Source organism: Glycomyces sp. NPDC046736 (assembly GCF_040645615.1).
Classification (GTDB): Bacteria; Actinomycetota; Actinomycetes; order Mycobacteriales; family Micromonosporaceae; genus Glycomyces.
The window spans coordinates 81,692-107,781 of record NZ_JBEYYO010000017.1 but is presented as its reverse complement, the minus strand read 5'-3'; the positions used below and the strand labels follow the sequence as shown (position 1 = coordinate 107,781).

The window sequence follows — 26,090 nt, the reverse complement described above, 5'->3', positions numbered from 1 at the left end:
TCTTGACTCATAGGTCAAGAACGGTTAGGCTTCTGGACATGGGCAGGCCGAAGAACTTCGAACCGGACGTGGTCGTCGCGCAGGCGATGGAGACGTTCTGGTCCAAGGGCTACGCGGGCACCTCCCCCGCGGACCTGGCCGAGGCCACCGGCGTCGGCAAGGGCAGTCTGTACCACGCGTTCGGCTCCAAGCGGGAGCTGTTCGACAAGGCGCTGGACCTGTACGGCAGGGTCGGGACCGAGATGACGGAGGCCTACCTGAACGAACCGGGGACGGCCAAGGAGCGCATCCGCGCCTACATGGTGTTCCTGGTGGACATGGACCTCTCCGCGCCGGTCCGGCGCGGGTGCCTCGCGGCCAACACCGCCCTCGAACTGGGCGGGCGGGACACCGAGGCCACCGCGAAGGTCGGTCGCATCACCGAGCAGTCGATCCGGCTGTTCACCGAGCGGCTGCGCCGCGGCCAGCGCGAGGGGGACGTCGACCCCGCGTTGGACGTCGAGGCGCAGGCGAAGTACCTGATGAGCATGGTGGCAGGCTTGCGCGTCATGGCCAAGACCCATGAGCGCGACGCGCTGCACGGCATCATCGAGACGGCCCTGGCGGGCCTCTGAACGACCGCGCCCTCGTTCGAGGGCGTTTTATTCGCTCCAATTTTTGACCTGTAGTTCAAAAACATTTCGAAAGGCAGATCCATGGATCTCGGACTCAACGGCAAGACCGCCCTCGTGACCGGCGCGAGCCGCGGCATCGGCCTGGCCGTCGCCCAGACCCTCGCGGCCGAAGGCGTTCGCGTCGTCGGCGTGGCCCGCACCATCACCCCCGAGCTGGAGAAGGTCGCCGCCGCGACCGTCGCGGCCGACCTGTCGACGCGTGAAGGCGCCGAGGGCGTCGTGGACGCGGCGATCAGTGAGGTCGGCGGCATCGACCTGCTGGTCAACAACGTGGGCGCGGGGGACGCGAGCGGGATGAGCCTCGGCGGCGTGCTCGACGTGCCGGTCGAGCAGTGGGAGAGCGTGTTCGCCCTCAACCTGTTCAGCGCGCTGTGGACGACCAGGGCCGCGCTGCCCGGGATCGTCGAGCGCAAGGGCGCGATCGTCAACGTGTCCTCGGTCAACGCCCGGATGCCCACCGGCAGCCCGATGGCGTACGGCGAGGCCAAGGCCGCGCTGACGATGTTCTCCAAGCGTCTCAGCGAGGAGTTCGCGCCCCAGGGCGTGCGGGTCAACACCGTCTCGCCGGGCGTAGTGGGCACGTCGCTGTGGAAGGACCCGGGCAGCTTCGGCGCCAAGATCGCCGAGTCGTACGGGGTCTCGCAGGACGACCTGCTCCAGGGCCTGCCCGGGCAGCTCGGCACGGCCTCGGGCCGCATCAGCGAGCCCGAGGAGGTCGCCGACCTGGTCGCGTTCCTGCTCTCGGACCGGGCCGCGAACATCCACGGCGCCGACCACGTGATCGACGGCGGCACGCTCAAGTTCGCTTAGCGCCAAAGCATCTGAACGGGGGCGGGCTTCGGCCCGCCCCGAATTGTCGGACCCTTGTGTCACGGTTGCGTCACGGGTGCAACCGGTGCTGGACGGCACTCGTCAGAATGGAGTCCCCGCCCCCGGGCACCGCCGTCCACCAGGAACGGTGACCACCCCGACAGAAGGAGCCCGTCATGGCCTACGACCCGCCTCCGCACTACAGTCTCGGCGAGCCCGTCGGACAGCCCAGCGGCCCGCCCTCCAGCGTCCCGCCCGCGTACTCGCCCCAGCCGCCCGGATACGTTCCGCAGCAACCGGCCCCGATCCAGCAGCCCCCGGCCGCGTACGCCCCGCCGGTCCCACCCGCGGGCCCCCGCCGCTCCCCCACCGTGCCGATCCTCGCGTCCCTCATGACGATCGCCCTGGCCGCGGCCGCGGTCTCGATCGCCCTGTGGCTGCGCTCCAGCGGCGACCTCGAAGACGCGAAGGCCGACCTGGAGGACGCGCAGTCCGAACTGGACTCGGTGACCGGCCAGGTCGCCTCGCTCGAAGAGGACCTCGGCGCGGCGGAGACGCAGGTCGAGGACCTGACGACCCAAGCCGAGGACGCCGAGTCGATGCGCGCGTGCATCGACGCGATCAACGCCTTCAACGCCACCGCCGAAGGCTCGCCGGAGGAGGCCGACGCGACCGTCGTGCTCCAAAGCGACTGCGCCCGATGGCTCTGGTGACCTGACCGGCCCAGAGTTTCCTCGCCCGATGACTCTGGTCGAAGGCCCGTCCCCAAAGGGGACGGGCCTTTCAGCGTGTGGCGAGGGCGCGGAGGGGAAAAGGCGCGGCGCGTGGCCGCCGGACAGGCTCGGCGGCCTCGTGGCGCTGCGCTGGCGAGCGTCAACGTGCGGCTCGTGGATGTCGAACGGGTTCGGCGGTCTCGTCTAGCGTCCCGGCGGGCCGGGCGTTAACGGGCGGATCGGTGGCGGGAGTAGGCGGCGGGGACTCGTAGTTCGTGGCCTCGGAAGAGGTCGAGCTCGGCGGCTTCGGATTCGGTGGTCCAACGCCAGTCGGTGGCTTCGAGTTCGGCGAGGCGGATCGGTTGGGCGGGGTCGAGGGGGCGGGCGAGGAAGCTCAGCAGGAGCGGCATGCGGCCGTCGCCCAGGTCGGTGTCGCGCTTGTCGAACGCCCAGGACAGGCCGGTGAGTGCCACGTCGAGGCCGGTCTCCTCCGCGGCCTCGCGCACCGCCGCGAGGCCCACCGGTTCGCCGACCTCGGCGGCCCCGCCGGGCGCGCACCACTGGCCGGTGTCGGTGCGGCGGATGAGCAGGATGCGGTCGGACTCGTCGAAGATCACCGTGTCCGCGCCGGTCGGCACGCAGCGCGCCGCCAGGTCCCCGCAGTCGATCCTCGGGTAGGCGAAACCGGCGGGCACGGTGTCGGCGCACAGGTCCGCGATCCGCTGCTGGCGTTCGATCTCGTAATGGTCGGTCGCGACCGCCAACGAGGCCGCCGCGAGCGCGGCGACCTGGTCGAGGATGCGCCGGGCCGCCTCGGTCACCGGCAGCGGCGGCCTCGCGACCGGGACCGCGCTGGCCTCGGGCCGGGCGTAGTCGAGCTCGCCGTCCAGATCCGGATCGCCGGGCAGCAGCGCTTCGGCGGCGGCCTCGGCGTCCATCGTGGTCGTGAGTTCGTAGACCAGCAGGTACGTGTGCGGGCACGGGAGCCCGGCGAGGTCGGTGTCCGCGATCGCGACCGGATCGGCGGGCGGCTCGGCCCCGAGCGCGGCGGCCACCGCAGCGATACGGCCGCCGAGTGTGCCACTGCGCAGGCGCCGCCGCTGCACCAGACGCGTGCCGTCGGCGCACTGGACGCGGAACTCGGTGCCGGGCATGGGAGTCCGCAGGCCGGTGTCGGCCGCGAAGATCGCGCCGATCTCGGCCTCCGAACGCCGATCGACCTCGGCCAGCAGCGCTGCGGCCAGCTCGCGAAGCCGCCGCAGCCGCGCCTCCTCCTCGGGCCCCGCGCCCCAGAACAGGCCGTTCGCGGCCTCGGCCCTGAGCATGCCCGCCAACCGGGCCAGGCCCACGGCGGCGCGTTCCGGTGCGGTGCTGCGATCGGTCATGGCACTCCTTCGGCTCAACGGCGGCTCAGATCCTACGCGCCCGACAGCCGAGAACCCACGCGGTGACGACCCGACCACGAAAGTCCACACCCGACCCGAAGGAGTCGGCGGGCGGCAGGGCGCGGCGTGCCCCGCAGCCGCACGAGGCCCTCAGGCGGTCCGCTGCGTGATTGCCAGCTTTGCCGCTTCCAGCGCGTCCCTTGTCGAGGCTATGAGCGCCGCGTCGCCTATCCGTTCCCTCATCCGCAGCACCTCGGTGAGGACCTCGACCGCTCGGCCGGGGCGGCGGGCGTCCACCAGGTGTTTTCCGTAGTGTTGCAGCGCGAAGTGGAGGGCGGCCGGGGATTCGGCTCGAGCGAGGTCGACCGCCTCGGTGTAGAGGGGTTCGGCGATTTCGATCGCGCCGGCGTAGCGGTGGGCGTCGCCGAGGTTGACCAGGGCGGCGACTTTCTGGTGCGGGGTGTCGGCGCGTTCGAGGGCTTCGCCGAGGACCCGTTGGGCCGCTTCGTGGTCGCCGAGGGCGACCAGGCCGACTCCGGCCTGGCGCAGCTCGGGCTGGGTCAGGCACGGTTCCCGTGCGAGTTCGAAGTGGACGATGCGGCGCAGCTTGTCCGGTTCGGTCGCGTACATGCGGCCGTCGTTGCCGATCGCGATGAACTCGGCGATCTGGTGCTGTGCGGTCATGGGCTCCCCCGTTCCTGGCCGGGGTCCGGCCGAGAGGCGGTCTCTGGCGAGAATAGAGCGCCGCGGCCACGACGGCCACTCCCGTCCCCCGGTCAGTCCTTGCGCAGGATCAGCGAATGGAACTGGTCAGGGGTGCGGTCGACGGGGACCGTGCGCGCATCCAGCACCGTGAACGCCGCAGAGGCGAACGCGCGCAGGCGATCGAGGCTCTGGAACGAGAAGAACCGCTTGGGCTCGTACTTGTCGCGGTCCCACACGCCTTCGAAGTCGAGGCCGCCGTACTGGCCCCAGTAGCAGAGCCCGCCGGGCGCGAGGACCCGCGCGAGTTCGGCGAGCACGGCGGGCAGGTCGGCGCTGGGGACGTGGAGGAGGCAGTTCATGCCGAAGACCGCGTCGAACGCCGCCTCGGGGTAGTCGAGGTCGGCGAAGTCCATGACCTCGGCGTCGAGGCCCTGCTCACGGCAGCGGGCCACGAGTTCGGGCGAGAGGTCGACGCACGTGACGCGGTGGCCCGAGCCGGCGAAGTAGAGGCCGCTGACGCCGTGGCCCGCGCCGATCTCCAGCAAGCGCGCCGAGGCGGGCAGGTACGCGGCGAACCGTTCGCGTTCGGCGGCCTTCCACGGTTCGTCGTCCATCACGGCGCGCGAAGCGGCCTCGGCGTCGTAGGCGCGGCGCAGGTCGGCCTTCAAGGTCTCGTAGTCCACGGGCCCGATGATGCCAGTCGGGTGTGACAGGTCAGGCGAGCCCGGCTTCGGCGAGGGCCCTCTTGCGGGCCTTCTTCGGGAGGCGGTCGACGTAGAGGGTGCCTTCGAGGTGGTCGGTCTCGTGCTGGAGGCAGCGCGAGAGCGTGCCGGTGCCCTCGATGCGGATCGGCGCTCCGGTGACGTCGAAGCCCTCGACGGCGGCCGTCGCCGAGCGCGGCGTGTCCTCGTAGGGACCGGGGACCGACAGGCAGCCCTCGTGGTCGACCATGAGCTCGCGCGGGGGCGGCGGGAGGATGAGCGTGGGGTTGACGACCGCGGCCACGGTGCGCTCGCCGTCGGCGTCCTCGCAGTCGAGTACGAACACGCGGGCGTCGACGCCGATCTGGTTGGCGGCCAGGCCGACCCCGTTCGCGGCGTACATGCTGGCGTACATGTCCTCGACGAGCTCGGCGAGCGCGTCGTCGAAGGCCTCGACCTTCTTGCAGGGACGGTGCAGCACGGGGTCGCCGTAGTACACGATCGGGCGGGCCTTCCCGCGCGATCCGGGCGCGCCGTTCGCCGGCTCCGTCACTGGTCCTCCCCTGTTCGCGGCCGAGCCGCGGTCGTTATTGCAAGTGCCTGGCAATAGTAGCCGGGGGGCCGCCGCGAGCGGTCGCGGCGGCCCGCGGGCTCAGAGGCTCCAGACGGTGAGCTCGCCGAGGAGGGTGCCGGTGACCACCACGGGGTGGCCGTCGATCGAGGTCACCGATACGGCGCTGAGCTCGTCCTCGCCGGAGTAGTAGGCGAACGTGCTGCCGATCTGGGTGCCGGTGGCGACGTCGAACAGGTTGATGCCCTGGTCGCCGACCGCGAGCGCGACGGGCTTGCCGTCGACCTCGGTCAGGCGCAGCGCGGTCACCGTCTGGTACATGTCGCGGGCCGCAGTCCCGTACGGCTCGGAGGCGGCGAGGTCCCAGGCCCGGATCTGGCCGTCGGTCGAAGCGGTGACGCCGAGGCTCTTCCCGGCGGCCTGGCCCGCGGCGAACGCGATGATGTCGTACTGGAGCTGGTCGAACGTGCCGCCGACCGACTCGCCGGTGGCGAGGTCGCACACGAACACGCGCCGGTCGTCGTGGCCGACCGAGCGGACCGTGCCGTCGACGTCGACGAAGTCGATGAAGTCGGAGTACGGGGTGGAGACGTCGGCGATGGACGTGCCGGTGAACAGCTGCTTGACGTCACCGGAGGTGGCGTAGGCGGGCACGGAGTCCCACAGGCCGAACCACAGCGGGTCGTCCCATTCGCTGTCGCGGTCGGCCACGGCGGTCTCGGGGTCGTCGAGGTACCACACGTCGTCGCTGATGTCGTCGCTGGAGAAGACGGCGGTGCGCCCTTCGGCCTCGACCACGGTGCCGAGGCTGGTGATGGTGCTCTCGTGGCCGCGGTAGGTGCTCAGGAGCGTGCCTTCGGCGGTGTCCCAGACGCGGACCATGGCGTCCTGGCCGCCGGTGATGACGACGCTGGAGCCGTCGAGCACGGCGGTGGCCATCGCGGTGACCGCGCCGCTGTGGCCTTCGGTCATGTGGGCGAGCAGGTCGCCTTCGACGGCGTCGGCCAGCGGCACGAACTCGTTCTCGGCGCCCGCGTTGGCCGGGCCGCTGTCGTCCTCTCCAGACCCCGTCGGGTCCGCTTCGGTGGTCTCGACGGCCTGGTCGTCCGAGCCGCCGCCGGGGTTGGGGTCGTCGTCCTTCTCGGGCAGGAACTGGAGTACGACGGCCGCCGCGAGGGCGATGACCACGACCGCGGCGGCGCCGGAGAGCACCGCGATGCCCTGTTTGGACTTGATCCACGGCTTGTCCGCGGGCCCGGGCGGGGCCTGCATGGGGGCCTGGGGCATCGGGCCGGTCATGTGGCTCGGCGGGACCGGTGAGGAGTGGTGCGGCTGGGTGAGGGGACCGGGCATCCCGGCGGGGACGGACTGCGGGGTCGGTTGCGAGGGCGGGGCCGAGGGGCCGGGCAGCGGGAGCGTCTGGTTGGTCGGGGGCGGCCCGGGCACGGCCGCGGGGGTCGCGGTCTGCGGCGGCAGCGCGGGACTGGGGACCGACACGGGGGTGCTCACGGTGTGCTGGGCGACCAGGCCGCCTTCGGAGACGGCGAGTTCGGGCTGTTCGATCGCGGCGGGCGCGATGCCCAGCTCTCGGTGCAGGAGCGTGGCGACCAATGGCATGCGGCTGGCCGCGCCGACCAGGAACAGGGCCCGGATCTGCTCTTTGGGGATCCCGGACTCGCGGATGACGCCTTGGGTGACGCGGATGGTGCGCATGACCAAAGGCGTGCAGACCTCTTCGACCTCGGCGCGGGTCAGGTGCGCGTCGACGTCGAGCAGCGGGATCGTCAGCTCGGTCGAGGCCGCGCGGGAGAGGCGTTCCTTGGCTTGGCGGACTTCGTCCATGAACGCGGTGCGGTGGCGCAGGTCGGCGGGTTCGACGGGGTTGGTCAGGCGCTGCCAGCGCTCGTCGTCGGGCTGGACGCTGGCGGCCAAGTGTTCGGCGAGGGCCTGGTCGAAGTCGAGGCCGCCGAGGTCGGCGGCGCCGTCGACGGCGAGGACGTCGAAGCCGGTGTCGCTGCGGCGCAGCACGGTCGCGTCGAAGGTGCCGCCGCCGAGGTCGTAGACGACCACGCCTTGGCCGGGCGCGGCGTCGCTGCCGAGGGTCTCCACGAAGTAGGACGCGGCGGCGACCGGTTCGGCGACGAGGTCGACGGTGCCCAGTCCGGCGGCGGAGGCGGCGTCGGCGATGACGTGGCGGCGGGTGGGGCCCCAGGCGGCGGGCACGGTGACGGTGACCGGGCCGAGTGAGCCGAGGGTCTGGCGGCACTCATTGGCGACGCGGGCGAGGACGGCGGCGATGACGCTGGTGACCGGGAGTTCGGTCTCGCCGAGGAGGATCGTGTCGTCGTCGATGCGGCGCTTGGGGTTGGGTTCGAACCGCTCGGGTTTGCGGCGGCCGGAGTGGGCGGCGTCGGCGCCAACCACTGGGCCGCCTTCGTCGTCCATGAAGACCGCCGAGGGCAGTTGCGGCGAGCCGTCGAACAGCTGCTGGTGGACGCGTCCGTCGGCGCGGCGGATGGTGGCGACGGTGTGCGAGGTGCCGAAGTCGACGCTGATCGAGGCGGGTCGGGGGCTTGAGAACGACATGCCGTCACTGTAATGACCGCATTCCAGGAGCCGGTGCGCCGGTGAGGGTCTCATGAGCAGTGGACACGTCCTGCGAGAATTCCTCAGTGGGTATACAGACGCAGCTGCGGCGCGCGATCTCGGTGTACCGGTTCGTTGCCTTGGGCTACCCGGTGCTCTTGGGCGCGCTGTCGTTCGATTCGCTTGCGCATCCGGCCTGGGCCGCGCTGCTGGTGGTGTGCCTCGGGGCGTGGACGGGGATCGTCAGCGCCCGGTACGCCCGGCGGGGGTACGAGCCGCGGGCGCTCTATGTGGACTTGGCGGTCACGGCGGCCGCGGTGGCGGCCTCGTCGTGGGCGCTGGCGCTGGACGACCGGGCCGTGCCGGTCTCGGTCGGGCCGTGGCTGGCCGGGGCGGTACTGGCGTGGGCCGCGGCCTGGGGCAGGCGCAGCGGGGCGATCGCCGGGGCCGCGGTGGCCGCGGTCGGGGTGGCGTTCAGGGGCGGGATCACCGAGAGCTCGGTGAACGAGGCGGCGCTGCTGGTCCTCACCGGGTTCGTGTGCGGGCACCTGGTGCGGCTCGGGGTCGAGGCCGAGCAGCGGATGCGGCGGGCCGCCGAGCGCTCCGCGGCCGAACGCGAGCGCGAGCGCCTGGCCCGCGACATCCACGACTCGGTGTTGCAGGTCCTCGCGCTGGTGCAGCGGCGCGGCAACGAGATCGGCGGCGAGGCGGCCGAGCTCGGGCGGCTCGCGGGCAGGCAGGAGGAGGCGCTGCGGGCGCTGGTCCGCTCCGAGGCGTACCGGCATCCGCTCGACGGCCAGCGCGACCTGCGGGAGTTGTTGCAGCGCCATGCGGGTTCGGCGGTGCTCGCCGCCCCGGCAACGCCGGTGCTGCTCCCGGCCGAGACGGCGCGGGAGGTCGCGGCGGCGGTATCGAGCGCGGTCGACAACGTGCGCGAGCACTGCCCGGCCGGGACGCGGATGTGGCTCTTGATCGAGGACGATGCGGACGCGGTCACGGTGAGCGTGCGCGACGACGGCCCGGGGTTCGCGGCCGGGCGCCTGGAGGCCGCGGCGGCCGAGGGCAGACTGGGCGTGGCGCAGTCGATCGAGGGTCGCGTCAAGGAGCTGGGCGGGACCGCGACGGTGGTGTCGGCCCCCGGTGGGGGCACGGAAGTCGAGGTGCGGGTGCCGCGCCGGGAGGGAGGGGCCGATGGCGACGCTCGTCGTGGTGGATGACCATCCGATCTGGAGGGAGGCGATCGCGCGGGACCTCACCGAGGCAGGGCACGAGGTGCTCGCGTCGTTCGGGGAGGGCCGGGCGGCTTTGCGGGCGATCCGGGAGCTGCGTCCGGACGTGGCGATCCTCGATCTCCAACTCCCGGACCTGTCGGGTACGGAGGTGATCCAGGGTCTGGGCGAAGACTGCCCGACCGCGGCGCTGGTGCTGTCGGCGAGCGGGGAGTCGGCGCACGTGCTGGAGGCGGTGAAGGCCGGTGCGCGGGGGTACCTGGTGAAGTCGGCGTCGGCCGCGGAGCTGGCGGAGGCGGTGGCGCGGGTCGCGGCCGGGGACGCGGTGTTCACGCCGGGCCTGGCCGGGCTGGTGCTCGGCGAGTTCCGGCGGCTCGCGTCCGCCGGCAGTGCCGAGCGGCACCCGAAGCTCTCCGACCGCGAGACCGAGGTGCTGCGGCTGGTCGCGAAGGGCTTGAGCTACAAGGAGATCGCCGAGCGGCTGGTCTTGTCGCCGCGCACGGTGCAAAACCATGTGCAGCATCTGCTGTCGAAACTCCAGCTGCACAACCGGTCGCAGCTGGTGCGGTTCGCGATCAAGGAGGGCATCGACGGGGACTGAAGTCAGGGGTCGGTCTATGACGCAATGAGTACGTTCGCCCTCGGAAAATGAGTAGAAGTGCCGATGCGCGCGGGCCCTGGGCTGTGGCCCAATGGAGGGATGAACGCCTACATCACCGCGGCCGGCGCGTACCTCCCCGGAGACCCGGTCGGCAACGACGAGATCGCCGCGCGCCTCGGCGGCGTGGACGAACGCGGGGACCGGCTGCGCCGCAGGGTCCTCGCCGCCAACGGGATCGCCAAGCGGCACTATGCGATCGACGCGCAGGGCCGCACCACCGAGCTCAACGAGGAACTCGCGGCGGCCGCGTTGCGCGCGGCCCTGGACGACCGGGACGCGGGCCCGGCCGACCTCGACATGCTCGCCACCGCCACCACGCAGGGGGACCTCCTGGTGCCCGGGTTCGCCTCGATGGTCCACGGCCGCTTGGGCGGCGGGCCGATGCAGCTGCTCTCGGCGGCGGGCGTGTGCGCCTCCGGGCTCGCCGCGCTCGACGCCGCGGTCGCGAAGGTCCGCCTCGGCGACCGGCGGCGCGCGGCCGTCGTCGGCTCCGAGCTGTCGAGCAGGTGGCTGCGCGCCACCAGGTTCAACGGCGGCGCCGACCCCGACGCGCACTTCCTGCGGTGGATGCTCTCCGACGGGGCCGGCGCGGTCCTGGTCGAACCGCGCCCGCGCCCCGACCGGCCGTCGCTGCGCGTCGACTGGGTGCGCACCGTCTCACTCGCGCACGAGCACGAGGTGTGCATGCGGGCCGGGATGGGCGAGACCCTCGCGGCGGGCCGCACCTGGCAGGACCTCGGCAGCGCCGCCGCCGCGGAGCAGGCCGGGCTGATGCTGCTGCGCCAGGACACCAGCGCGCTGGCCGACCTCGCCGAATGCGGGCTGCGCGAGTTCCGCTCGCTCGCCGACCAGGGACTGATCGACCTGGGGCGGCTCGACCACGTGCTGTGCCACTACTCCACCAACGCGTTCCGCGACATCGTGTTCAAGCGCCTCGCCGAGTCCGGCGCCGACATCGACACGGGCCGCTGGTTCTCCAACCTGGAGACGCGCGGCAACACCGGGGCCGCGTCGATCTTCATCGCTCTGGAGGAGTGCTGGCGCACCGGCCGGTTCGAGCCCGGCCAGACCGTGCTGCTGGCCGTGCCCGAATCCGGCCGGTTCTCGTTCGGGTTCGCGCACCTGACCTGCGTGGAGCCCGAAGCGGCCGAGACCGTCTCGGCCGCGCCGATCCCGGCGGCGGTCCCGGTGCGCCCGGCCGCGGAGGGCAACGTGTTCGCGCGGCTCGACCAGGTCTGGGAGGACTTCGAACGCCGGCTCGACGCCGTGCCGGTCATGGCCAGGCTCGCCGACGGCACCGCCACGATCGAGGACTATCAGCGGCTGCTGTTCAACCTGCGGCAGCAGGTCGCCGACGGGGCCCGGTGGATCTCCAGGGCCGCGTCGAACTTCTCGGTCGAGCACTTCGAGCTGCGCAGCGCCGCCATCGGCCATGCCTCCGAAGAGCACCGCGACTTCATGATGATCGAGCGCGACTACGCCGCGGTCGGCGGCTCGGTCGAGGACATTCGCGCGGGGCGCAAGAACATCGGGTCCGAGGCGCTCTCGGCGTACATGTTCCACACCGCGAGCCAGCCCGACCCGATCGGGCTGCTCGGCGCGATGTTCATCATCGAGGGCCTGGGCACCGGCAAGGCCGCCGGGTGGGCCGCGCGGTTCAAGTCGCTGCTGGGCCTGCGCGACGACCAGGTCTCGTTCCTGGCCTACCACGGCGAGGCCGACGACGACCACTTCGCGAAACTCCAGGCGATCCTCGCGTCCCCGGTGGTCGACGACGCTGCCGCCGACGCGATCGTGACCACCGCGAAGGTCGTGGCCCGGCTGTACGCGCTCCAGCTCGAAGAGCTCGACCATGTCTGAGCAGGCGAACGCGCCGACCCCGACCGCGCCGCAGGGCGCGGCCGCCTCGGCCGCCGATCCGCCTCTGTGGGACGCGATCGTGGCCGATCCCGCGGTCCCGCTCGATCCCGAAGTGACGCAGATGATCGTGGACGACCAGCGGCGCTGGACCCGGACCTGGCTCTACCCGGTCGCGCGGCCCGTCTCGCGGATGCTGGCACTGCTCATCGTGGCGCTCAAGCGCATCACCCCGGTCCGCTGGACCGCGCACCGGCTCATGGACCGGCTGTGCCTGTGGTTCCTGCGCCGGTTCGTCTCCCCGCTCGCGGTCGAACTGCTCATCCGGCACTTCGTGATCGAGACGAACCTGCTCAACTTCATCGTCCGCAACACCGCCACCCCGATCGAACCGGTCGCGCTGCGCCCGGTGAACCTCGCGGGGCTGGGCGACCACGCCGTGATCGAGCACGACATCAACGTGTACGTGGTGCTCGCAGCGCTCGACATGAACCGCGAGGGCCCGCTCGACTTCACCGGGCTCGACATGCCGCCGCTCGACCCCGAGCCGGGGCGCAGGCGGCTCATGCGCCTGGACATCCAGACCGCGCTGTGCCTGATGAACCTGCCGTTCGCCGCGTGCCTGACCCCCGACGAGTACCGGCGGGCCGTGCACTCGATGCGGTTCGACGACTCGATCCTGTCGATCCTCGCCGAGCTCACCGGCGACCCGGTGTTCCTGCGCTGGCAGAACGGGGACCTCTCGGTCCGCGCCGACTCGAACACCGATGTGCCGCATGCGGTCTACCGGCACGCGGTGATCTGCGAGTACGCCCACGCGCACCTGGTCCGGCTCGCGGCTCGGGGCGAGGGCTGAGGAGCGGTCTGCTACGGTCAGGCCTCGCGAGCGGCGGTCCCCATCGGATATGGGGTCTCGCGGCGGGCAGGGAAGGGCGCACAGTGGACTCCTGGGTGGCGATCGACTTCGAGACGGCGAACGGCAGCAGGGCCAGCGCCTGCTCCGTGGCGGTGGTGCGGGTCAAGGACGGCGAGGTCTCGGACTCGTTCGCGACCCTCATCCGGCCCCCGGACGGGCACGACCGGTTCGACTCGCGCAACACCGCGATCCACGGCATCCGCCGCGGCGACGTGGTCGGGGCGCCCACGTGGGCGCAGACGTGGTCGCAGTTGCGGGAGTTCATCGGGGACTCCCCCGTGGTGGCCCACAACGCCGCGTTCGACACCTCGGTGATCCGCGGCGCGAACGCGGCCGCGGGGCTCGCGGCGGCGACGCTGCGGTACGCGTGCACGCTGGTGATCGCGCGCCGGACTTGGCAGCTCGACTCGTACACGCTGCCGCGGGTGGCGAGGGCGGCCGGGATCGCGTTCGGCGACCACCACCGGGCCGAGGCCGACGCCCGGGCGGCCGCGAACGTGCTCCTCGCCGAGCAGCGCGAGCACGAGGCCGACACGCTCGACGACCTCCTCGACTCCGCGCGGGTCAGCTGGGGCCGCCTCCACGGCGGCGGCTACGACGGCTGCCGCAAGTACTGAACGGCGGACGATCGCGTACCCACGCGAGCAGGTACAGCGCGCCCGCAGAGGCGTCCGCGGCGCGTGCCCGCGCGGGCACGCGCCACCCGTCCACGGACTCGGTGTCATTGATGGACGGCACCGTGTGCCCGCGCGGCCCAGGTCGACGTACGGCGCGCATCGCGTTCCCGCGCGCGAGCGGTCCGGGTCGTCCGCCGGGCGCCCATCGCGCGAATCCCGCTGATTTACGGTTTGCCTTGGAGTGCACTCCAGGTTCTACAGTCGCTTTCATGAGCACACCCCAGCACAGCATCCAGTCAGTTTTCGGCGCGGACTCGACCGCCGCCGAGGTCCTCGCGGGCATCGACCTCACCGGGAAGCGGTTCGTGGTGACCGGCGGGTACTCCGGGATCGGGATCGAGACCACCAGGGCGCTCGCCGCAGCTGGTGGGAGCGTTCTCGTTCCGGCGCGGCGGCGCGCGATCGCCGAACAGGCCCTCGACGGGGTCTCCGGCGTCGAGGTGGACGAGCTCGACCTCGCCGACCTCGACAGCGTGGCCGAGTTCGCCGAGCGCGTCCACAAGGACGGGCGCCCGATCCACGGCATCGTCAACAGCGCGGGCGTCATGGCCTGCCCCGAGACCCGCACCGCCGCCGGGTGGGAGCTCCAGTTCGCCGTCAACCACCTCGGGCACTTCGCGCTCGTGGGTCGCCTCGCGCCGCTCCTGGCCGAGGGCGCGCGCGTGGCCTCGGTGTCCTCCGGCGGGCACGGGATCTCGCCGATCCGCTGGGACGACGTGCACTTCGCGACCGGCTACGACCGCTGGCAGGCCTACGGGCAGGCCAAGACCGCGAACGTGCTCTTCGCCGTCCAGCTCGACCGCCTGGCCCGGGACTCGGGCGTGCGGGCCTTCGCGCTGCACCCGGGCGCGATCATCACCCCGCTCCAGCGGCACATGACGATCGCCGAGCAGGTCGAGGCCGGGTGGATCGACGAGGACGGCAACGTGCTCCCCCCGCACTTCAAGAACACCGAGCAGGGCGCGGCCACCCAGACCTGGGCGGTGACCTCCCCCGCGCTCGAGGGCAAGGGCGGGGTGTACCTCCAGGACTGCGACGTGGCCGAGATCGTCACCGAAGGCGAAGGCGTGCGCGCCTACGCGATCGACCTCGCCGAGGCCGAGCGGCTGTGGAAGTACTCGGCCGAGCTGACCGGTGTGGACGCGTTCGCTTAGGGGGTGCTTGCGAACTCGCGGCGAGTCGGTATCGGAGTCCATTCGTTCGCTCGCTGGGCTCATTTACGGCTCGCAAGCGTCGCCGAGGCCGCGGAAGGCCGTCCCGATACCGGTGTTGTATCGGGACGGCCGACAACGAAGCGAGCGGGCGAATGGGCCGGACAGCGACCGGCGGGGGTTCGCGAACGCCCCCTTAAGCGCTGTTCCTGACCACGAGTTCGGTCGGGAGGATCAATGGTTCGACCTCCTCCTCGTCCAAGAGGGCGATGAGGAGGCGGACCGTCTCCTCGGCGACCTGGGCGAGCGGTTGGCGCACCGTGGTCAGGGCCGGGCGGGTGGCCGAGGCGATCGCCGAGTCGTCGAAGCCGCCCACGGCCACGTCGTCGGGGACGCGCCGACCGGCCGCGTGCAGGGCCTGCAACGCCCCGGCGGCCATGAGGTCGGAGGCCACGAACACCGCGTCGAGGTCCGGGACGCTGCGCAGCAGCCGCTCCATCGCCGCCTCGCCTCCGGCCTGCGTGTAGTCGCCGTGGACGATCATCTGCTTCCCGGCCCGGCGGCCCAGCACGCTTGTGAAGCCCTCCAGGCGAAGCGAACCGCCCGGCGTGTCCAGCGGGCCGGTGATCATCCCGATCTTCTTGCGGCCCTTGGACACCAGATACTCGGTCATGGCGCGCGCGCCGCCCCGGTCGTCGGCGGCCGCATACGGGATGACCGACTCGCGGCCGAGTACCGCGCCGCACGCCACCGCCGGGACCCCGGCGCGCTCGATCTCCTCCAGCAGCGGATCGCCCGCGTGCGTCGACACCAGCAGCGCCCCGTCGGCGTGGCCGCCGCGAAGGTACCGGGCCACGCGCTCGCGGCCGCCCTCGTCCCCGGCGATCATGAGCACCAGCGACATGTCGCGGTCGGCGAGCTGGTTCGTGGCCACCCGCATCAGCACCGAGAAGTTCGGGTCCTCGAACAATCGCTCCTGCGGCTCCGACAGCACCATCACGACCGAACCGGTGCGGCTGGTCACCAGGCTGCGCGCGGCCCGGTTCACCACGTAACCGGTCTCGGCCACCGCCCGGCGCACCGCCGTCTCCGCCGACAGCGAGACGTTCGACTTGCCGTTGAGGACCCGCGAGACCGTGCCCCGCGAGACCCCGGCGGCCGCCGCCACATCGTGGATCGTCGATCGTTTGCGTGCCAATTCGCGCTCTCCCTTGCGTCTCGCCCATTATCGCCCCCGAGCCCCCACCGGGCCGGGCCCACTTCAGACCTCGCCGGACCCCAGTGCCCGCAGCGACGCCAAGGCGTTGCCCTCGAAGTCGAACAGGCCCTGGTTGGCCCACGAGTTCCCGGCCTCCTCGACCACGTCGTGGCCGTACTCCATCCCGGCGCGGGACGCCCAGGTCGTGCCCGCCACCGGCAGCCACGCCGGTTCCCAGTAGACGATCCCCAGGCCCCCGGGCACGGCCGCGACCGTGGCGTAGAGGTCTTGCAGGAACGCGGCCTGGCCCGCCGGGGAGGCCTCGTAACCGCCGGTCTCGGCCATCTCGATGCTGAAGACCTGGTGGTGGCCTTCGGGCTGCGCGCCGGTCCACGCGTACGCGGTCTCGGCCACGAGGAGGTCCTTGCCGTAGCGCCCGGCCAGGTCGCGCAGGTTCGCGCCCAGGTCGGCGAGCGTGCCGTGCCAGTACGGGTAGTAGGACAGGCCGATCACGTCGAAGTCGACGCCACGGGCGCAGATCCGGTCGAACCAGCCTCGGTACAGCTCGTTCGAGCCGCCGAAGTCCAAGTGCAGCACCACCTTCGCGTCACCGGCCTCGCGCACGGCCGCCGACCCGGCGGCCAGGAGACCGGCGAGGCGGTCGTACGCGGCCTCGTCCTCGGCTTCGAACGCGCGGGCCTGGTCGTCGAACCGCGGGGTCCGGCCCTCGGGCCAGAGCATCCCGTTGGTGATCTCGTTGCCGACCTGGACCATGTCCGGGGCCGCGTCCGCCTCGGCGAGCGCGGCGAGGACCTCGGCGGTCCAGTCGTGCACGCGCGCTTCGAGATCGGCTCCGGAAAGGCCCTGCCAGGCCTTCGGCGTGGACTGCTTCTTCGGGTCGGTCCAGAAGTCGGAGTAGTGCAGGTCGAGCAGGAAGTGCTGGCCCGCGGCCTTGGCGCGGCGGGCCAGCGCGATCGTGGTCGCCAGGTCGTTGGTGCCGCCCAGGTAGGGCTCGCCGCGCTCGTCGCGCGGGTCGACCCACAGGCGCAGCCGGATCCAGTTGACGCCGGCGTCCGCGAGGAGTCCGAAGAGGTCGCGTTCGGCGCCGCCGTCGCGGAAGGCCGCGCCGAGCGCTTCGATCTCGGCGGTCATCGAGACGTCCGCGCCCCTGATGGGCAGGTGCATTCGGTTATCCCTTCTCGGCGCCGGCGCTCGCGCCGGTCACCAGGTAGCGCTGGAGGACGATGTAGAGGATCGTGATCGGGACGGCCAGGAGCACCGCGCCGGCCGCGAACGTGGTGAACGCGTTCTGGTAGACGTCTTGGATCATCGCGAACAGGCCGAGTGCGACGGTCTGCTTGTCGGGGCTCTGGAGCAGGAGCCTGGGGAGGATGAAGTCCATCCAGGGCATCGTGAACTGGGTGATGGCCACGAACGTGAGCATGGGCCGCATGAGCGGCAGGACGATCTTGACGAAGATCGTCCAGCGGCTCGCGCCGTCGATCGCGGCGGCCTCGTCGAGGCTCGCGGGCAGGTTGTCGGTGTAGCCCTTCATGAGCCAGGTGTTGTACGGCAGGGCCGCGGCGATGCTGACCAGGGCGAGGCCGGTGAGGGAGTCGAGCAGCCCGAAGTTGAGGAACAGCATGTAGACGGCGATGGCGGTCAGGAACGTGGGGAACATCTGGAGGATGAGGATGCCTAGGAGCCCGGCCTTGCGGCCGCGGAAGCGCACGCGGGAGAACACGTAGCCGCACAGGGCCGCCAGGACCACCGAGCCGACCATGTTCAGGGTCGCGACGTAGAGGGAGTTGAGGTACCAGCGGCCGTAGTCGGTCTCGGTGAAGAGGCTGACGTAGTGGTCGAGGGTGGCGTTCTCGGGGATGGGGCTCGCGTTGGCCAGGCCGGTGCCGGGGCTGAACGAGGCGCCCACGATCCACAGCAGCGGGAAGATCACGATGACGGCCACTGCGAGCAGTTCGAGGTGGAGGAAGACGCTGGCGACGCGTTCGGAGCGCGGCGCGGTGCGGCGCCTGCGAGTCGTCCGGGAAGTACGGGTCATTGGTTCACAGCTCCCGAATCGCCTTGGAGCGGTTGAGGTTCCACACCGAGATGGTGCCGACGATGACGAAGATGAGCATGCTCATGACCGCGCCGATGTTGTAGAGGCGGTTGTCGAGCGTCAGGTTGAACAGCCAGGTGATGAGCAGGTCGGTGCTCCCGGCGAAGCGGTAGCCGGCGTTGTCGGGGCCGCCTTGGGTGAGGAAGTAGATCACCCCGAAGTTGTTGAAGTTGGCCACGAACGCGAGGATGAGCAGCGGCGCGACGGTCTTGTGGACCACCGGGAGGGTGATGTGCCGCAGCTGCTGGAGCGGCCCGGCCCCGTCCATGCGGGCGGCCTCGTAGTAGCTGTCGGGGATGTTGGTGAGGACGCCGCCGACCAGGGCCATGAAGAACGGGAAGCCGAGCCACAGGTTCACCAGGAGCGCCACGACGCGGGCGAGGTTGGGGTGGGAGGGGTCGGTGAACCAGTAGACGCGCTCGTCGGTGATGCCGACGTCGACGAGCCATTGGCTGATCGGCCCGAACTGGCCGTTGAACATCGAGCGGAACACCAGGGCCGAGACGATCCCGGGCACGGCCCAGGGCAGCAGGAACACGCTGCGCCACACGCGAGGGAACTTGACCTTCTTGTTGGCCAGCAGGACCGCTTGGCCGAATCCGGCCGCGTAGGTGGTGGCGGTGGCGACCACGGCCCACACGACGGTCCAGCCCAGGACGCCCGCGAACGTGGCCGTCCAGGAGGGGACCGAGAAGATCGTGGCGAAGTTCTGGAAGCCGACCCAGTTGACCAGGTTCTTGGGCGGGAGGTTGTCCCGGTTGTAGTCGGTGAAGGCCACCAGGATGCCGAAGAGCACCGGCAGGACCGACATGAACACGATGAGGATCAGGCCCGGGGAGAGCACGATGTACGCGAACGAGCCCTCCCACAGGCGTCCGAAGTAGGCGCGGGAGGTCTCGGGCCGGGCCCCGGCGTTCAGGGACGCGCGGTACCTCGCGGCGTCGCGCACGCTCCAGATCCACACGATCGCCCCGAGCGCGAGGGTGAGCAGCGCGATGAGGCCGTTGGCCATGAGCACGATCGAGTTGTCGCCTTCGGACAGGCCCATGACGGTCATCTCGCGCGGCTTGGTGCCGAGCGTGACCAGGCCCCACAGGCCCTTGACGAAGAAGCCGCCGTTGGATCGCGGCGTGTAGTCCATTCCGGCGTAGTAGTTGCCGGTCCCCACTTCCCAGGCCGCGAGCGCGGCGTAGAACGCGAAGAAGAAGGCGGCCTTGCCCGCCTGGCGGTTGATCAGCTGGCCGGCGCCCCACACCAGCGCCGAGGCCAGGCCCGGCACTGGTGCGGGAAGCCCTGATCGGACGGTTCGATCGCTGCTCATGCGCGGTGGTGCCTAGAGTCCGGCGAGTTCGTCGTACCCGGCCACGGCCGCTGCGGCGGCGTCGGCCGCCGAGGAGAGCTTGTCCCACACGGCGACGGTCATCTCGTTGGCGGTGGACCAGAAGTACTCGGGCAGCTGGGGCAGCAGGTCGGCCTGCGCGGACTGGGCCACGATCCCGGCGACGTGCGGGTCCTCGGCGAGGCCTTCGATGTGGGCGAGGAGGTCGGTGTTCAGGGCCGGGATCTGGCCGGTGGTGGCGTAGAGGGCGGCCGCGCCGTCGTCGGAGGCGAGGAAGTTCGCGAACACGCGGGCCGCGGCCGGGTACTTCGTGTAGGCCGAGACGGCGATGACGTGCATCCCCGCGAAGGAGCTGGCCGGGTCGCCGGAGGTGGTGGCGGGGATCGTGGTGACCCCGTACTCGAAGCCGTGCTCGGCGGCCCCGGCGTCGAAGGCGGAGAAGGCCCACGGGCCGGTGATGATGTACGGGGTGACGCCCGCGGCGAACTCGGCCTCGACGGTCTCGGCGGTGGCGTCGGCGCTGGGCACGTTCCAGATCTCGCGCAGGCTCGCGTAGTAGTCGAGGGCCTCGACCAGGGCCGGGTCGTCGAAGCCGGGTTCGGCCACGTCGCCGCCGGGGTAGACCTGCCAGCCCTGGGAGGAGAGCACGGAGTAGGAGTAGTAGATCTCGCCGGGGACCCAGCGGATGGTCCAGCGGTTCTTGGCCGGGTCGTTGTACTCGGCGGCCACGGCGCGCACGTCCTCCCAGGTGGCGGCCGGTTCCTCGGAGCCGGTGATCTGGGAGAGCAGGGTCTTGTTGTACATGAGGGCGATGGACTCGGTGGTGACCGGGACGGCGTACATGCGGCCGTCCTCGCCGGTCACGACCCCGGTGAAGGTCTCGCTCATGCGCTCTTTGAGGACGCCCTCGTATTCGCCGAGCGGCGCGGCGGTGCCTTCCTCGATGGCGCGGGCGACCTGGTCGTAGAAGGTCATGAACACGTCGCCGCCGTTGCCGGCCTCGCCCGCGAGGGACATCTGGGCGACCGCGTCGTTCTGGGCCACGAGCTCGTATTCGAACCGGATGTCGGGGTAGGTGTCGGCGAACGCGGCCTTGAACGCGGCGATCTGGGCGTTGGCCAGGTCCTCGTTCTCGAACCAGAGCTTGAGCGGGACCTCGCCGGAGGCGATCTCCTCCTCGATGACGTACTGCCGGGCCTCGGCGTCCCAGTCGAGGCCTTCGGCCTCGACCTCGTCTTCGGGGCCGCCGCAGGCGGCGAGGGTCCCGGCCGCGGCGACGCCGCCGCCGAGGGCGAGGAGGTTCCGCCGGTTGATCGCGAATCCGGCCGTAGCACCTTTGCTGCGCATGTCCAGTCCTTGTCTCGGTGAGAGGGAGTTCGGTCGGCGGCCGAGAAGCGCCGCCAGACTGTGAACGTTTACACGAACTTAGCGATTCAGATCGCAGTTCGCAACCACGCCGCGCGATGATTCGTCGGTTACGCCCGAAATATTCTCTGTAGAACGATCACAATTCTAAAACGGAAGCCGAGCAGATCACAGGTTGCGCGGGTATCGAACCTGGAGTACTGTGCACGTTCACAGGCATGTTAACTGCCATCGACGCAAGGACCTCACAGGAGACGCGGTGCAGACCATTCGCTACGGGGGCGACTACAACCCCGAACAGTGGCCCGAAGAGGTCTGGCACGAGGACGTGCGCCTCATGCGCGAGGCGGGCGTGAACCTCGTCAGCCTCGGGATCTTCAACTGGGGCATCGTGGAGCCGGCCCGCGGCGAGTACGACTGGACCGGCCTCGACCGCGTCATGGAGCTGCTGCACGCGGGCGGGATCGGCGTCGACCTCGGCACCCCCACCGCGTCGCCGCCCGCGTGGCTGCGCAAGGCCCACCCCGAGATGCGCCTGGTCGACCGCGACGGCCGCACCCTCGCCGGGGGCTCGCGCCACGGCGTGTGCCCCTCCTCCCCCGCCTACCGCGACGCGTGCGCGTCCATCGTGGAGCAGCTCGCGGCCCGCTACGGCGGCCACCCGGCCGTGGAGCTGTGGCACGTGCACAACGAGTACGGCTGGGCGAACGTCGAGTGCTACTGCGAGACCTCGCAGGCCGCGTTCAGGTCCTGGCTGGAAGCCAAGTACGGCGAGGTCGACCGCCTCAACGACGCGTGGGGCACGACCTTCTGGGGCCTGGTCTACCGGTCCTTCGACCAGATCGAGGCCCCCTCGGCGGCCCCGCCCGGCGTCAACCCGGCGTTGCAGCTGGACTGGAAGCGGTTCTCGAACGACGAGCACATCGCCGGCTACACGCTCCAGCGCGAGATCATCGCCCGCCACTGCGACACCCCCGCCACCACCAACTTCATGATCCCCAACTGCGAGGACATGGACTACTGGCGCTGGGCCGGGAAGACCGACGTGGTCGCCAACAACCACTACCTCGTGGCCGAGCGCGAGGACCGCCACATCGAACTGTCCATGAGCGCCGACCTCACCCGCGCGGTCGCGGGCGGGCCGTGGATGGTCATGGAGCACTCCACCTCGGCGGTCAACTGGCAGCCGCGCAACCTCGCCAAGACCCCCGGCGAGCTGCGCCGCAACTCGCTCGCGCACGTGGCGCGCGGCGCCGACGGCCTCATGTTCTTCCAATGGCGCGCCTCGCGGGCGGGCTCGGAGAAGTTCCACTCCGCGATGCTCCCCCACGGCGGCACCGACACCGAGGTGTGGCGCGACGTCGCGGCCCTCGGGAACGACCTGCGATCGCTCGCGGGCGTGGTCGGCTCCCACGTGCAGGCCGACGTGGCCGTGCTGTGGGACTGGGAGTCCTGGTGGGCGCTCGAACTCGAATGGCGGCCTTCGGTCGACCTGGGGTTCCGCGAGCGCGTCGAGGCCTACTACGGGGCGCTGTGGCGTCAGCACGTCACGGTGGACTTCGCGCACCCCGAGGCGGACCTGTCGGGCTACCGGCTGGTCGTGGCCCCTTCGTCCTATGTGCTCTCCGAGGCGGCGGCGAAGAACCTGCGCTGCCACGTCGAGAACGGCGGGCACCTGCTCGTCTCGTACTTCTCCGGGATCGTGGACGAGCACGACACCGTCCACCCCGGACCCCACCCCGGCGCGCTGCGGGAGACCCTCGGGCTGCGCGTCGAGGAGTTCCATCCGCTGCGCGAAGGCGAGACGCTCTCGGTGGAGGGCGTCCCCGGCTCCGCCTTCACCGCCGGGACCGGTCGCGTCTGGTCCGAGCACGTGCGCTTGGACGGGGCGCGGGAGGTGGCGCGCTTCGCGAGCGGGCCGGACGCGGGGCGCCCGGCCCTGACCCGGCACGACCTGGGCCGCGGCACCGCCTGGTACGCCGCCACCGCGCTCGACGACCGGACCGGTCTCGACGCCCTGGTCGCGACCGCCCTCGACACCGCCGGGGTCGAGCGTCCCCAGGACGTCCCCGAACAGGTCGAGATCGTGCGCCGCGGCGGACACTGCTTCCTCATCAACCACTCCGGACAAGGCGCCGAGGTCCCGAACCTGACCGGCGTCGACGCGCTCGACGGCACCGCCTACGCCGGGCGGGTCCCCGTCCCGGCCGGGGCGGTCGTGGTCGTGGCGCTCGACTGAAAGCTCCCCCTGGTGGGCGGTCCCGCTTCGGCGGGACCGCCGGAACCATCCCTCCGAACCGCAAGGAGCGCAATGAAGCGCAGAACCGCACTCACCGCGGCGGGCGCCTTCGGCGTCGTCGTCGCGACCGCAGCCCCGGCGCACGCCGCGGGCCGATGCCGCGAGCAGCGCCAAGGCGCGCTCACCCGCGGCGCCGACATCTCAGGACTGATCAAGAACGAGGACTACGGCGCGGTCTACCGCCGCGCCGACGGCTCGCGGGCCGACGCCGTGGCGATCCTGGCCGAGAACGGCGTCGACAGCGTCCGCGTCAAGGTCTGGGTCGACCCCGCCGACGGCTACAACACCAAGACCCAGGTCGTCGAGCTCGGCCAGAGGGCGAAGGCCGCCGGGATGGACCTCCTGGTGGACTTCCACTACTCCGACTCGTGGGCCGACCCGGGCAAGCAGATCAAGCCCGCCGCGTGGGCGTCCCTCGGATACGAGGACCTCAAGGCCGCGGTCTACGACCACACCGCGGACGTGCTCGGGGCGTTGGCGCAGGCCGGGGTCCGGCCCTCGCTCGTGCAGGTGGGCAACGAGACCAACGGCGGCCTGCTGTGGCCCGAGGGCCGGTGGGACCAGCTGGAGCAGATGGCCGGGCTGCTCGCGGCCGGCTGCGACGCCGTCCACGACACCGCTCCGGGAGCTGCGGCGATGCTGCACCTGGCCGAGGGCGGGGACAACGGCGCGTTCCGGTGGTTCTTCGACAACGCGGTGGCGCACGGGGTCGCGTTCGACGCGGTCGGGGCCTCGTACTACCCGTACTGGCACGGCGAGCTCTCAGGGCTGGCCGCGAACCTGAACGACATGGCGGCCCGCTACGGGAAGCCGGTCTACGTGGTGGAGACGGCGTATCCGTTCACGACCGGGGACGCCGACGGGTTCCCCAACATCGTCTCGGAGGCCGAGCCGGTGGCCGGGTCGCCTTCGAGTCCAGAGGCGCAGTCGTTCTGGCTCAACGAGATCGCGCGGGTCGTGAGGGCCGTGCCGAACGGCCTGGGCCGGGGCGTGTACTGGTGGGAGGCCACCTGGACGGGCGTCGAGGGCGCGGGCTGGGACCCGGCCGACCCGTCGAGCGGGAACGCGTGGGAGAACCAGGCGCTGTTCGATTTCGACGGCAAGGCCTTGCCAGGGTTGCGGACGTTGGGCACTCTGTAAGGGCACACACGCGTGCGAACGCCTGACGTTCGCACGCCCGGCGGCCGCGCCGTCCGGAACGCACTGGGGTCAAGACAGCGCGAACCGGACGGCCGGTCGCCACTTGCGTTAGAACGCGTACGGGCCGAAGCGGCCCCAGGCCACGAGCGCGGCCAGGACGAACAGCAGCGCGTTGATCCCGATCGAGGAGTATTCGCCCTTGCGCGCGTGGTAGATCGCGGCGAGCAGCATGATGAGCGCCAGTCCCGCGGCGGCCAGCGGCGTGAGGATCACCGCGATGCCGGTGAGGGCGGGCAGGATGAGGCCGAAGGCGGCGGCCAGCTGCGAGACGCCGACGAGCTTGACGACCCCGGCCGGGAAGTCGTTGACCCATGGCATCTTCGGGGCGAGCTTCTCCTTGGGCTGGGTGGCCTTCAAGGTGCCGGCCATGAGGAAGGCGGCGGCCAGGAAGATCTGGAGGATCCAGAGGAACACGTTCACGAGGGTGGACTCCTTATCCGAGGTGCCGCCCGGAAATGGAGCGGCCTATCCGTTTCATTGGGTCGAGCTTAGCATCAGAACCGGATAGGGCTCTCCGCTTGGATAGGATGGGCGGATGGATGCGAAGCCGGAAGGGCGGGGCAAGGGCAGGCGGCTGCGCTGCGACGCCGAGGCCAACCGCGACCGGATCATCGAGGCGGCCCGGCGGCTCTACGGGAGCGAGGGCCTGAGCGCGTCGATGGCCGCGATCGCCCGCGCCGCCGGGGTGGGGATCGCGACGCTGTTCCGCAGGTTCCCGGTCCGCTCGGACCTCGTCGCGGCGGTGTTCGCCGACGCGATGGAGGCCAACCGGGACGCCGCCGCCGCCGCTCTCGAAGCGCCTTCGGCCTGGGACGGGTTCCGCGGCTACGTCATCGCGGTGTGCGGCCTCCAAGCCGAGAACCGCGGGTTCGCCGAAGTGCTGACGATGACCTCGTTCGGTTCGGCCAAGGAGCTGGAGCGCCACCGCCAGGAGGCGGTGGACGCGTTCGGGGTCCTCATCGAGCGCGCGAAGGACGAAGGGCGGCTTCGGAAGGACTTCTCCCCTGAGGACCTGCCGATCCTGCTCATGGCCAACGCCGGGGTCCTCACCGCCGCGGGCGAGGCGGGCCCGGAGTCCTCCCGCCGGTTCGTGGGCCAGATGCTCCGGGCGTACGCGGTCGACTCGGCCGAGGAGTTGGAGCCGGCTCCGCCCTCGCGGCGACTGCTGCGCGGCATGATCCGCCAGAGGCGCACCGGCGCGTGAGGCTCAGCCGGTGGCGAGCTTGGCGGCGAAGCCGATCATGACCGCGCCGACGAGTCCGTTGCCCGCGGCGGCGAGGCGGCGGCGCTGGCGGAAGGTTCTGGCGAGGCCGTTCCCGGCGAAGATGAGCGTGCTCAGGTAGAGCATGGACATCGTCTGGAGGATCACGAAGAGCACGCCGTAGCTGAGCACCGGCCACGCGTACGCGGGGTCGACGAACTGGACGAAGAACGCCACGAAGAACAGGATGGCCTTCGGGTTGAGCAGGCTCGCGATGAGGGCCCGAGTGAAGGGCCGCTCGTTCGAGACTGCGGCGGCGACGGCCGACTCGGGGAGCGGGTCGCCTCGGCGGGCCGACCGCCAGGTCTTGAAACCACCGCGCAGAAGCCCGAACGCGAGGTAGGCGAGGTAGACCACGCCGATCCAGCGGATGATGCCGTACAGCAGCGGCGATGCGGCGAACATCGAGGCGAGCCCGGCGGCCGAGGCGACCATGAGCACCGAGTCGCCGCAGAACACGCCCGCGGCGGCCTTGAACCCGTCGCGTTTGCCGCGGCGGGAGGCGACCGAGAGCACGTACAGCGAGTTGGGGCCCGGCAGCAGGATGATGAGCACGGTGGCCACCACGAAGGTCCACAGGTCGACGGTGCCGAACACGGGCGGTTCCTCTCAAGGCGGGGGTGGGCCGCGCGAGGGGCGGCCAAACCGGACCAGCCTATGTCCGCCGGGCCCC

Annotated in this window: 24 protein-coding genes; 12 read left to right on the top strand and 12 right to left on the bottom strand. The window is 71.3% G+C overall.

Translation table 11 applies throughout. The features are described from left to right. Positions 1-38 precede the first annotated feature (38 nt). From AB0B28_RS17200 to AB0B28_RS17190, 3 genes are all read left to right on the top strand, one after another. Positions 39-614, top strand: coding sequence for a TetR/AcrR family transcriptional regulator (locus AB0B28_RS17200; protein ID WP_360121896.1), 576 nt, complete (start codon positions 39-41; stop codon positions 612-614). An 81-nt stretch (positions 615-695) separates the two neighbouring features. Then, complete coding sequence (locus AB0B28_RS17195; protein ID WP_360121894.1) at positions 696-1,484, top strand: oxidoreductase; 789 nt, start codon at positions 696-698, stop codon at positions 1,482-1,484. Positions 1,485-1,660: 176 nt separating this feature from the next. Then, positions 1,661-2,197 carry a hypothetical protein gene (locus tag AB0B28_RS17190; protein ID WP_360121892.1) on the top strand — a complete coding sequence of 179 codons (537 nt, stop codon included), beginning with the start codon at positions 1,661-1,663 and terminating at the stop codon, positions 2,195-2,197. Positions 2,198-2,424: 227 nt separating this feature from the next. Here the strand turns inward: AB0B28_RS17190 and AB0B28_RS17185 are convergent, their stop codons facing one another. The 5 genes from AB0B28_RS17185 to AB0B28_RS17165 all read right to left on the bottom strand — a co-directional run bounded on the left by AB0B28_RS17185 (position 2,425) and on the right by AB0B28_RS17165 (position 8,145). Further along, complete coding sequence (locus tag AB0B28_RS17185) at positions 2,425-3,582, bottom strand: NUDIX domain-containing protein (protein ID WP_360121890.1); 1,158 nt, start codon at positions 3,580-3,582, stop codon at positions 2,425-2,427. Positions 3,583-3,732: 150 nt separating this feature from the next. Further along, positions 3,733-4,266, bottom strand: a complete 534-nt coding sequence (locus tag AB0B28_RS17180; RefSeq protein WP_360121888.1) for a tetratricopeptide repeat protein — start codon at positions 4,264-4,266, stop codon at positions 3,733-3,735. Positions 4,267-4,358: 92 nt separating this feature from the next. Next, positions 4,359-4,970: a class I SAM-dependent methyltransferase gene (locus AB0B28_RS17175; RefSeq protein ID WP_360121886.1), complete on the bottom strand. Its 612-nt coding sequence runs from the start codon at positions 4,968-4,970 to the stop codon at positions 4,359-4,361. A gap of 31 nt (positions 4,971-5,001) precedes the next feature. After that, complete coding sequence (def, locus tag AB0B28_RS17170; protein ID WP_360121885.1) at positions 5,002-5,541, bottom strand: peptide deformylase; 540 nt, start codon at positions 5,539-5,541, stop codon at positions 5,002-5,004. Positions 5,542-5,640: 99 nt separating this feature from the next. After that, positions 5,641-8,145 (bottom strand): Hsp70 family protein, encoded by a 2,505-nt coding sequence (locus AB0B28_RS17165; RefSeq protein WP_360121883.1) that lies wholly within the window; start codon positions 8,143-8,145, stop codon positions 5,641-5,643. 86 nt (positions 8,146-8,231) lie between these two features. Here AB0B28_RS17165 and AB0B28_RS17160 point away from each other — a divergent pair, with 86 nt between their 5' ends. From AB0B28_RS17160 to AB0B28_RS17135, 6 genes are all read left to right on the top strand, one after another. Then, positions 8,232-9,362 (top strand): DUF5931 domain-containing protein, encoded by a 1,131-nt coding sequence (locus AB0B28_RS17160; protein ID WP_360121881.1) that lies wholly within the window; start codon positions 8,232-8,234, stop codon positions 9,360-9,362. Further along, entirely contained in the window at positions 9,337-9,975 is a 639-nt protein-coding gene (locus AB0B28_RS17155; RefSeq protein WP_360121879.1) for a response regulator transcription factor, read from the top strand. The genes AB0B28_RS17160 and AB0B28_RS17155 overlap by 26 nt, the downstream gene beginning before the upstream one ends. Positions 9,976-10,074: 99 nt before the next feature. Then, positions 10,075-11,895: a 3-oxoacyl-[acyl-carrier-protein] synthase III C-terminal domain-containing protein gene (locus AB0B28_RS17150; RefSeq protein ID WP_360121877.1), complete on the top strand. Its 1,821-nt coding sequence runs from the start codon at positions 10,075-10,077 to the stop codon at positions 11,893-11,895. Beyond that, the gene (locus tag AB0B28_RS17145) at positions 11,888-12,748 is read left to right on the top strand and encodes a hypothetical protein (protein ID WP_360121875.1); all 861 of its coding nucleotides are present in this window, start codon (positions 11,888-11,890) and stop codon (positions 12,746-12,748) included. The genes AB0B28_RS17150 and AB0B28_RS17145 overlap by 8 nt, the downstream gene beginning before the upstream one ends. 83 nt (positions 12,749-12,831) lie before the next feature. Continuing rightward, positions 12,832-13,425: a 3'-5' exonuclease gene (locus tag AB0B28_RS17140; RefSeq protein ID WP_360121873.1), complete on the top strand. Its 594-nt coding sequence runs from the start codon at positions 12,832-12,834 to the stop codon at positions 13,423-13,425. Between the two features lie 269 nt (positions 13,426-13,694). After that, entirely contained in the window at positions 13,695-14,639 is a 945-nt protein-coding gene (locus AB0B28_RS17135; protein WP_360121871.1) for an SDR family NAD(P)-dependent oxidoreductase, read from the top strand. A gap of 193 nt (positions 14,640-14,832) precedes the next feature. Here the strand turns inward: AB0B28_RS17135 and AB0B28_RS17130 are convergent, their stop codons facing one another. From AB0B28_RS17130 to AB0B28_RS17110, 5 genes are all read right to left on the bottom strand, one after another. After that, positions 14,833-15,834, bottom strand: a complete 1,002-nt coding sequence (locus AB0B28_RS17130) for a LacI family DNA-binding transcriptional regulator (protein WP_360121869.1) — start codon at positions 15,832-15,834, stop codon at positions 14,833-14,835. 63 nt (positions 15,835-15,897) lie between these two features. Next, the gene (locus AB0B28_RS17125; protein ID WP_360121867.1) at positions 15,898-17,019 is read right to left on the bottom strand and encodes a glycosyl hydrolase 53 family protein; all 1,122 of its coding nucleotides are present in this window, start codon (positions 17,017-17,019) and stop codon (positions 15,898-15,900) included. A gap of 4 nt (positions 17,020-17,023) precedes the next feature. Then, the gene (locus AB0B28_RS17120; protein WP_360121865.1) at positions 17,024-17,893 is read right to left on the bottom strand and encodes a sugar ABC transporter permease; all 870 of its coding nucleotides are present in this window, start codon (positions 17,891-17,893) and stop codon (positions 17,024-17,026) included. Positions 17,894-17,897: 4 nt separating this feature from the next. Beyond that, on the bottom strand, positions 17,898-19,274 hold the full coding sequence (locus tag AB0B28_RS17115; protein WP_360121863.1) for a sugar ABC transporter permease: 1,377 nt from the start codon (positions 19,272-19,274) through the stop codon (positions 17,898-17,900). Positions 19,275-19,286: 12 nt separating this feature from the next. Then, a complete protein-coding gene (locus AB0B28_RS17110; protein ID WP_360121861.1) occupies positions 19,287-20,639 on the bottom strand; it encodes an extracellular solute-binding protein in 1,353 nt (450 codons plus the stop codon). A gap of 277 nt (positions 20,640-20,916) precedes the next feature. Here AB0B28_RS17110 and AB0B28_RS17105 point away from each other — a divergent pair, with 277 nt between their 5' ends. Next, positions 20,917-22,896, top strand: a complete 1,980-nt coding sequence (locus tag AB0B28_RS17105) for a beta-galactosidase (protein WP_360121859.1) — start codon at positions 20,917-20,919, stop codon at positions 22,894-22,896. A 72-nt stretch (positions 22,897-22,968) separates the two neighbouring features. Next, complete coding sequence (locus AB0B28_RS17100; RefSeq protein WP_360121857.1) at positions 22,969-24,096, top strand: arabinogalactan endo-1,4-beta-galactosidase; 1,128 nt, start codon at positions 22,969-22,971, stop codon at positions 24,094-24,096. Positions 24,097-24,204: 108 nt separating this feature from the next. On the opposite strand, the gene AB0B28_RS17095 is transcribed toward AB0B28_RS17100, so the two are convergent. After that, entirely contained in the window at positions 24,205-24,576 is a 372-nt protein-coding gene (locus tag AB0B28_RS17095) for a DoxX family protein (RefSeq protein ID WP_360121855.1), read from the bottom strand. 115 nt (positions 24,577-24,691) lie between these two features. Between AB0B28_RS17095 and AB0B28_RS17090 the strand changes: the two genes are divergently transcribed. After that, positions 24,692-25,360, top strand: a complete 669-nt coding sequence (locus AB0B28_RS17090; RefSeq protein ID WP_360121853.1) for a TetR family transcriptional regulator — start codon at positions 24,692-24,694, stop codon at positions 25,358-25,360. A gap of 3 nt (positions 25,361-25,363) precedes the next feature. Here AB0B28_RS17090 and leuE read toward each other — a convergent pair whose 3' ends face one another. Continuing rightward, positions 25,364-26,014 carry a leucine efflux protein LeuE gene (leuE, locus tag AB0B28_RS17085; protein ID WP_360121851.1) on the bottom strand — a complete coding sequence of 217 codons (651 nt, stop codon included), beginning with the start codon at positions 26,012-26,014 and terminating at the stop codon, positions 25,364-25,366. Positions 26,015-26,090 lie beyond the last annotated feature (76 nt).

Bases quoted from the DNA above. Each gene is read 5' to 3' on its own strand.
- AB0B28_RS17145 (WP_360121875.1), top strand. From the start codon at position 11,888: ATGTCTGAGCAGGCGAACGCGCCGACCCCGACCGCGCCGCAGGGCGCG.
- AB0B28_RS17110 (WP_360121861.1), bottom strand. From the start codon at position 20,639: ATGCGCAGCAAAGGTGCTACGGCCGGATTCGCGATCAACCGGCGGAAC.
- AB0B28_RS17120 (WP_360121865.1), bottom strand. From the start codon at position 17,893: ATGACCCGTACTTCCCGGACGACTCGCAGGCGCCGCACCGCGCCGCGC.
- AB0B28_RS17185 (WP_360121890.1), bottom strand. From the start codon at position 3,582: ATGACCGATCGCAGCACCGCACCGGAACGCGCCGCCGTGGGCCTGGCC.
- AB0B28_RS17190 (WP_360121892.1), top strand. From the start codon at position 1,661: ATGGCCTACGACCCGCCTCCGCACTACAGTCTCGGCGAGCCCGTCGGA.
- AB0B28_RS17200 (WP_360121896.1), top strand. From the start codon at position 39: ATGGGCAGGCCGAAGAACTTCGAACCGGACGTGGTCGTCGCGCAGGCG.
- AB0B28_RS17155 (WP_360121879.1), top strand. From the start codon at position 9,337: ATGGCGACGCTCGTCGTGGTGGATGACCATCCGATCTGGAGGGAGGCG.
- AB0B28_RS17100 (WP_360121857.1), top strand. From the start codon at position 22,969: ATGAAGCGCAGAACCGCACTCACCGCGGCGGGCGCCTTCGGCGTCGTC.
- AB0B28_RS17165 (WP_360121883.1), bottom strand. From the start codon at position 8,145: ATGTCGTTCTCAAGCCCCCGACCCGCCTCGATCAGCGTCGACTTCGGC.
- AB0B28_RS17150 (WP_360121877.1), top strand. From the start codon at position 10,075: ATGAACGCCTACATCACCGCGGCCGGCGCGTACCTCCCCGGAGACCCG.
- AB0B28_RS17195 (WP_360121894.1), top strand. From the start codon at position 696: ATGGATCTCGGACTCAACGGCAAGACCGCCCTCGTGACCGGCGCGAGC.
- AB0B28_RS17135 (WP_360121871.1), top strand. From the start codon at position 13,695: ATGAGCACACCCCAGCACAGCATCCAGTCAGTTTTCGGCGCGGACTCG.
- AB0B28_RS17180 (WP_360121888.1), bottom strand. From the start codon at position 4,266: ATGACCGCACAGCACCAGATCGCCGAGTTCATCGCGATCGGCAACGAC.
- AB0B28_RS17125 (WP_360121867.1), bottom strand. From the start codon at position 17,019: ATGCACCTGCCCATCAGGGGCGCGGACGTCTCGATGACCGCCGAGATC.
- AB0B28_RS17115 (WP_360121863.1), bottom strand. From the start codon at position 19,274: ATGAGCAGCGATCGAACCGTCCGATCAGGGCTTCCCGCACCAGTGCCG.
- AB0B28_RS17090 (WP_360121853.1), top strand. From the start codon at position 24,692: ATGGATGCGAAGCCGGAAGGGCGGGGCAAGGGCAGGCGGCTGCGCTGC.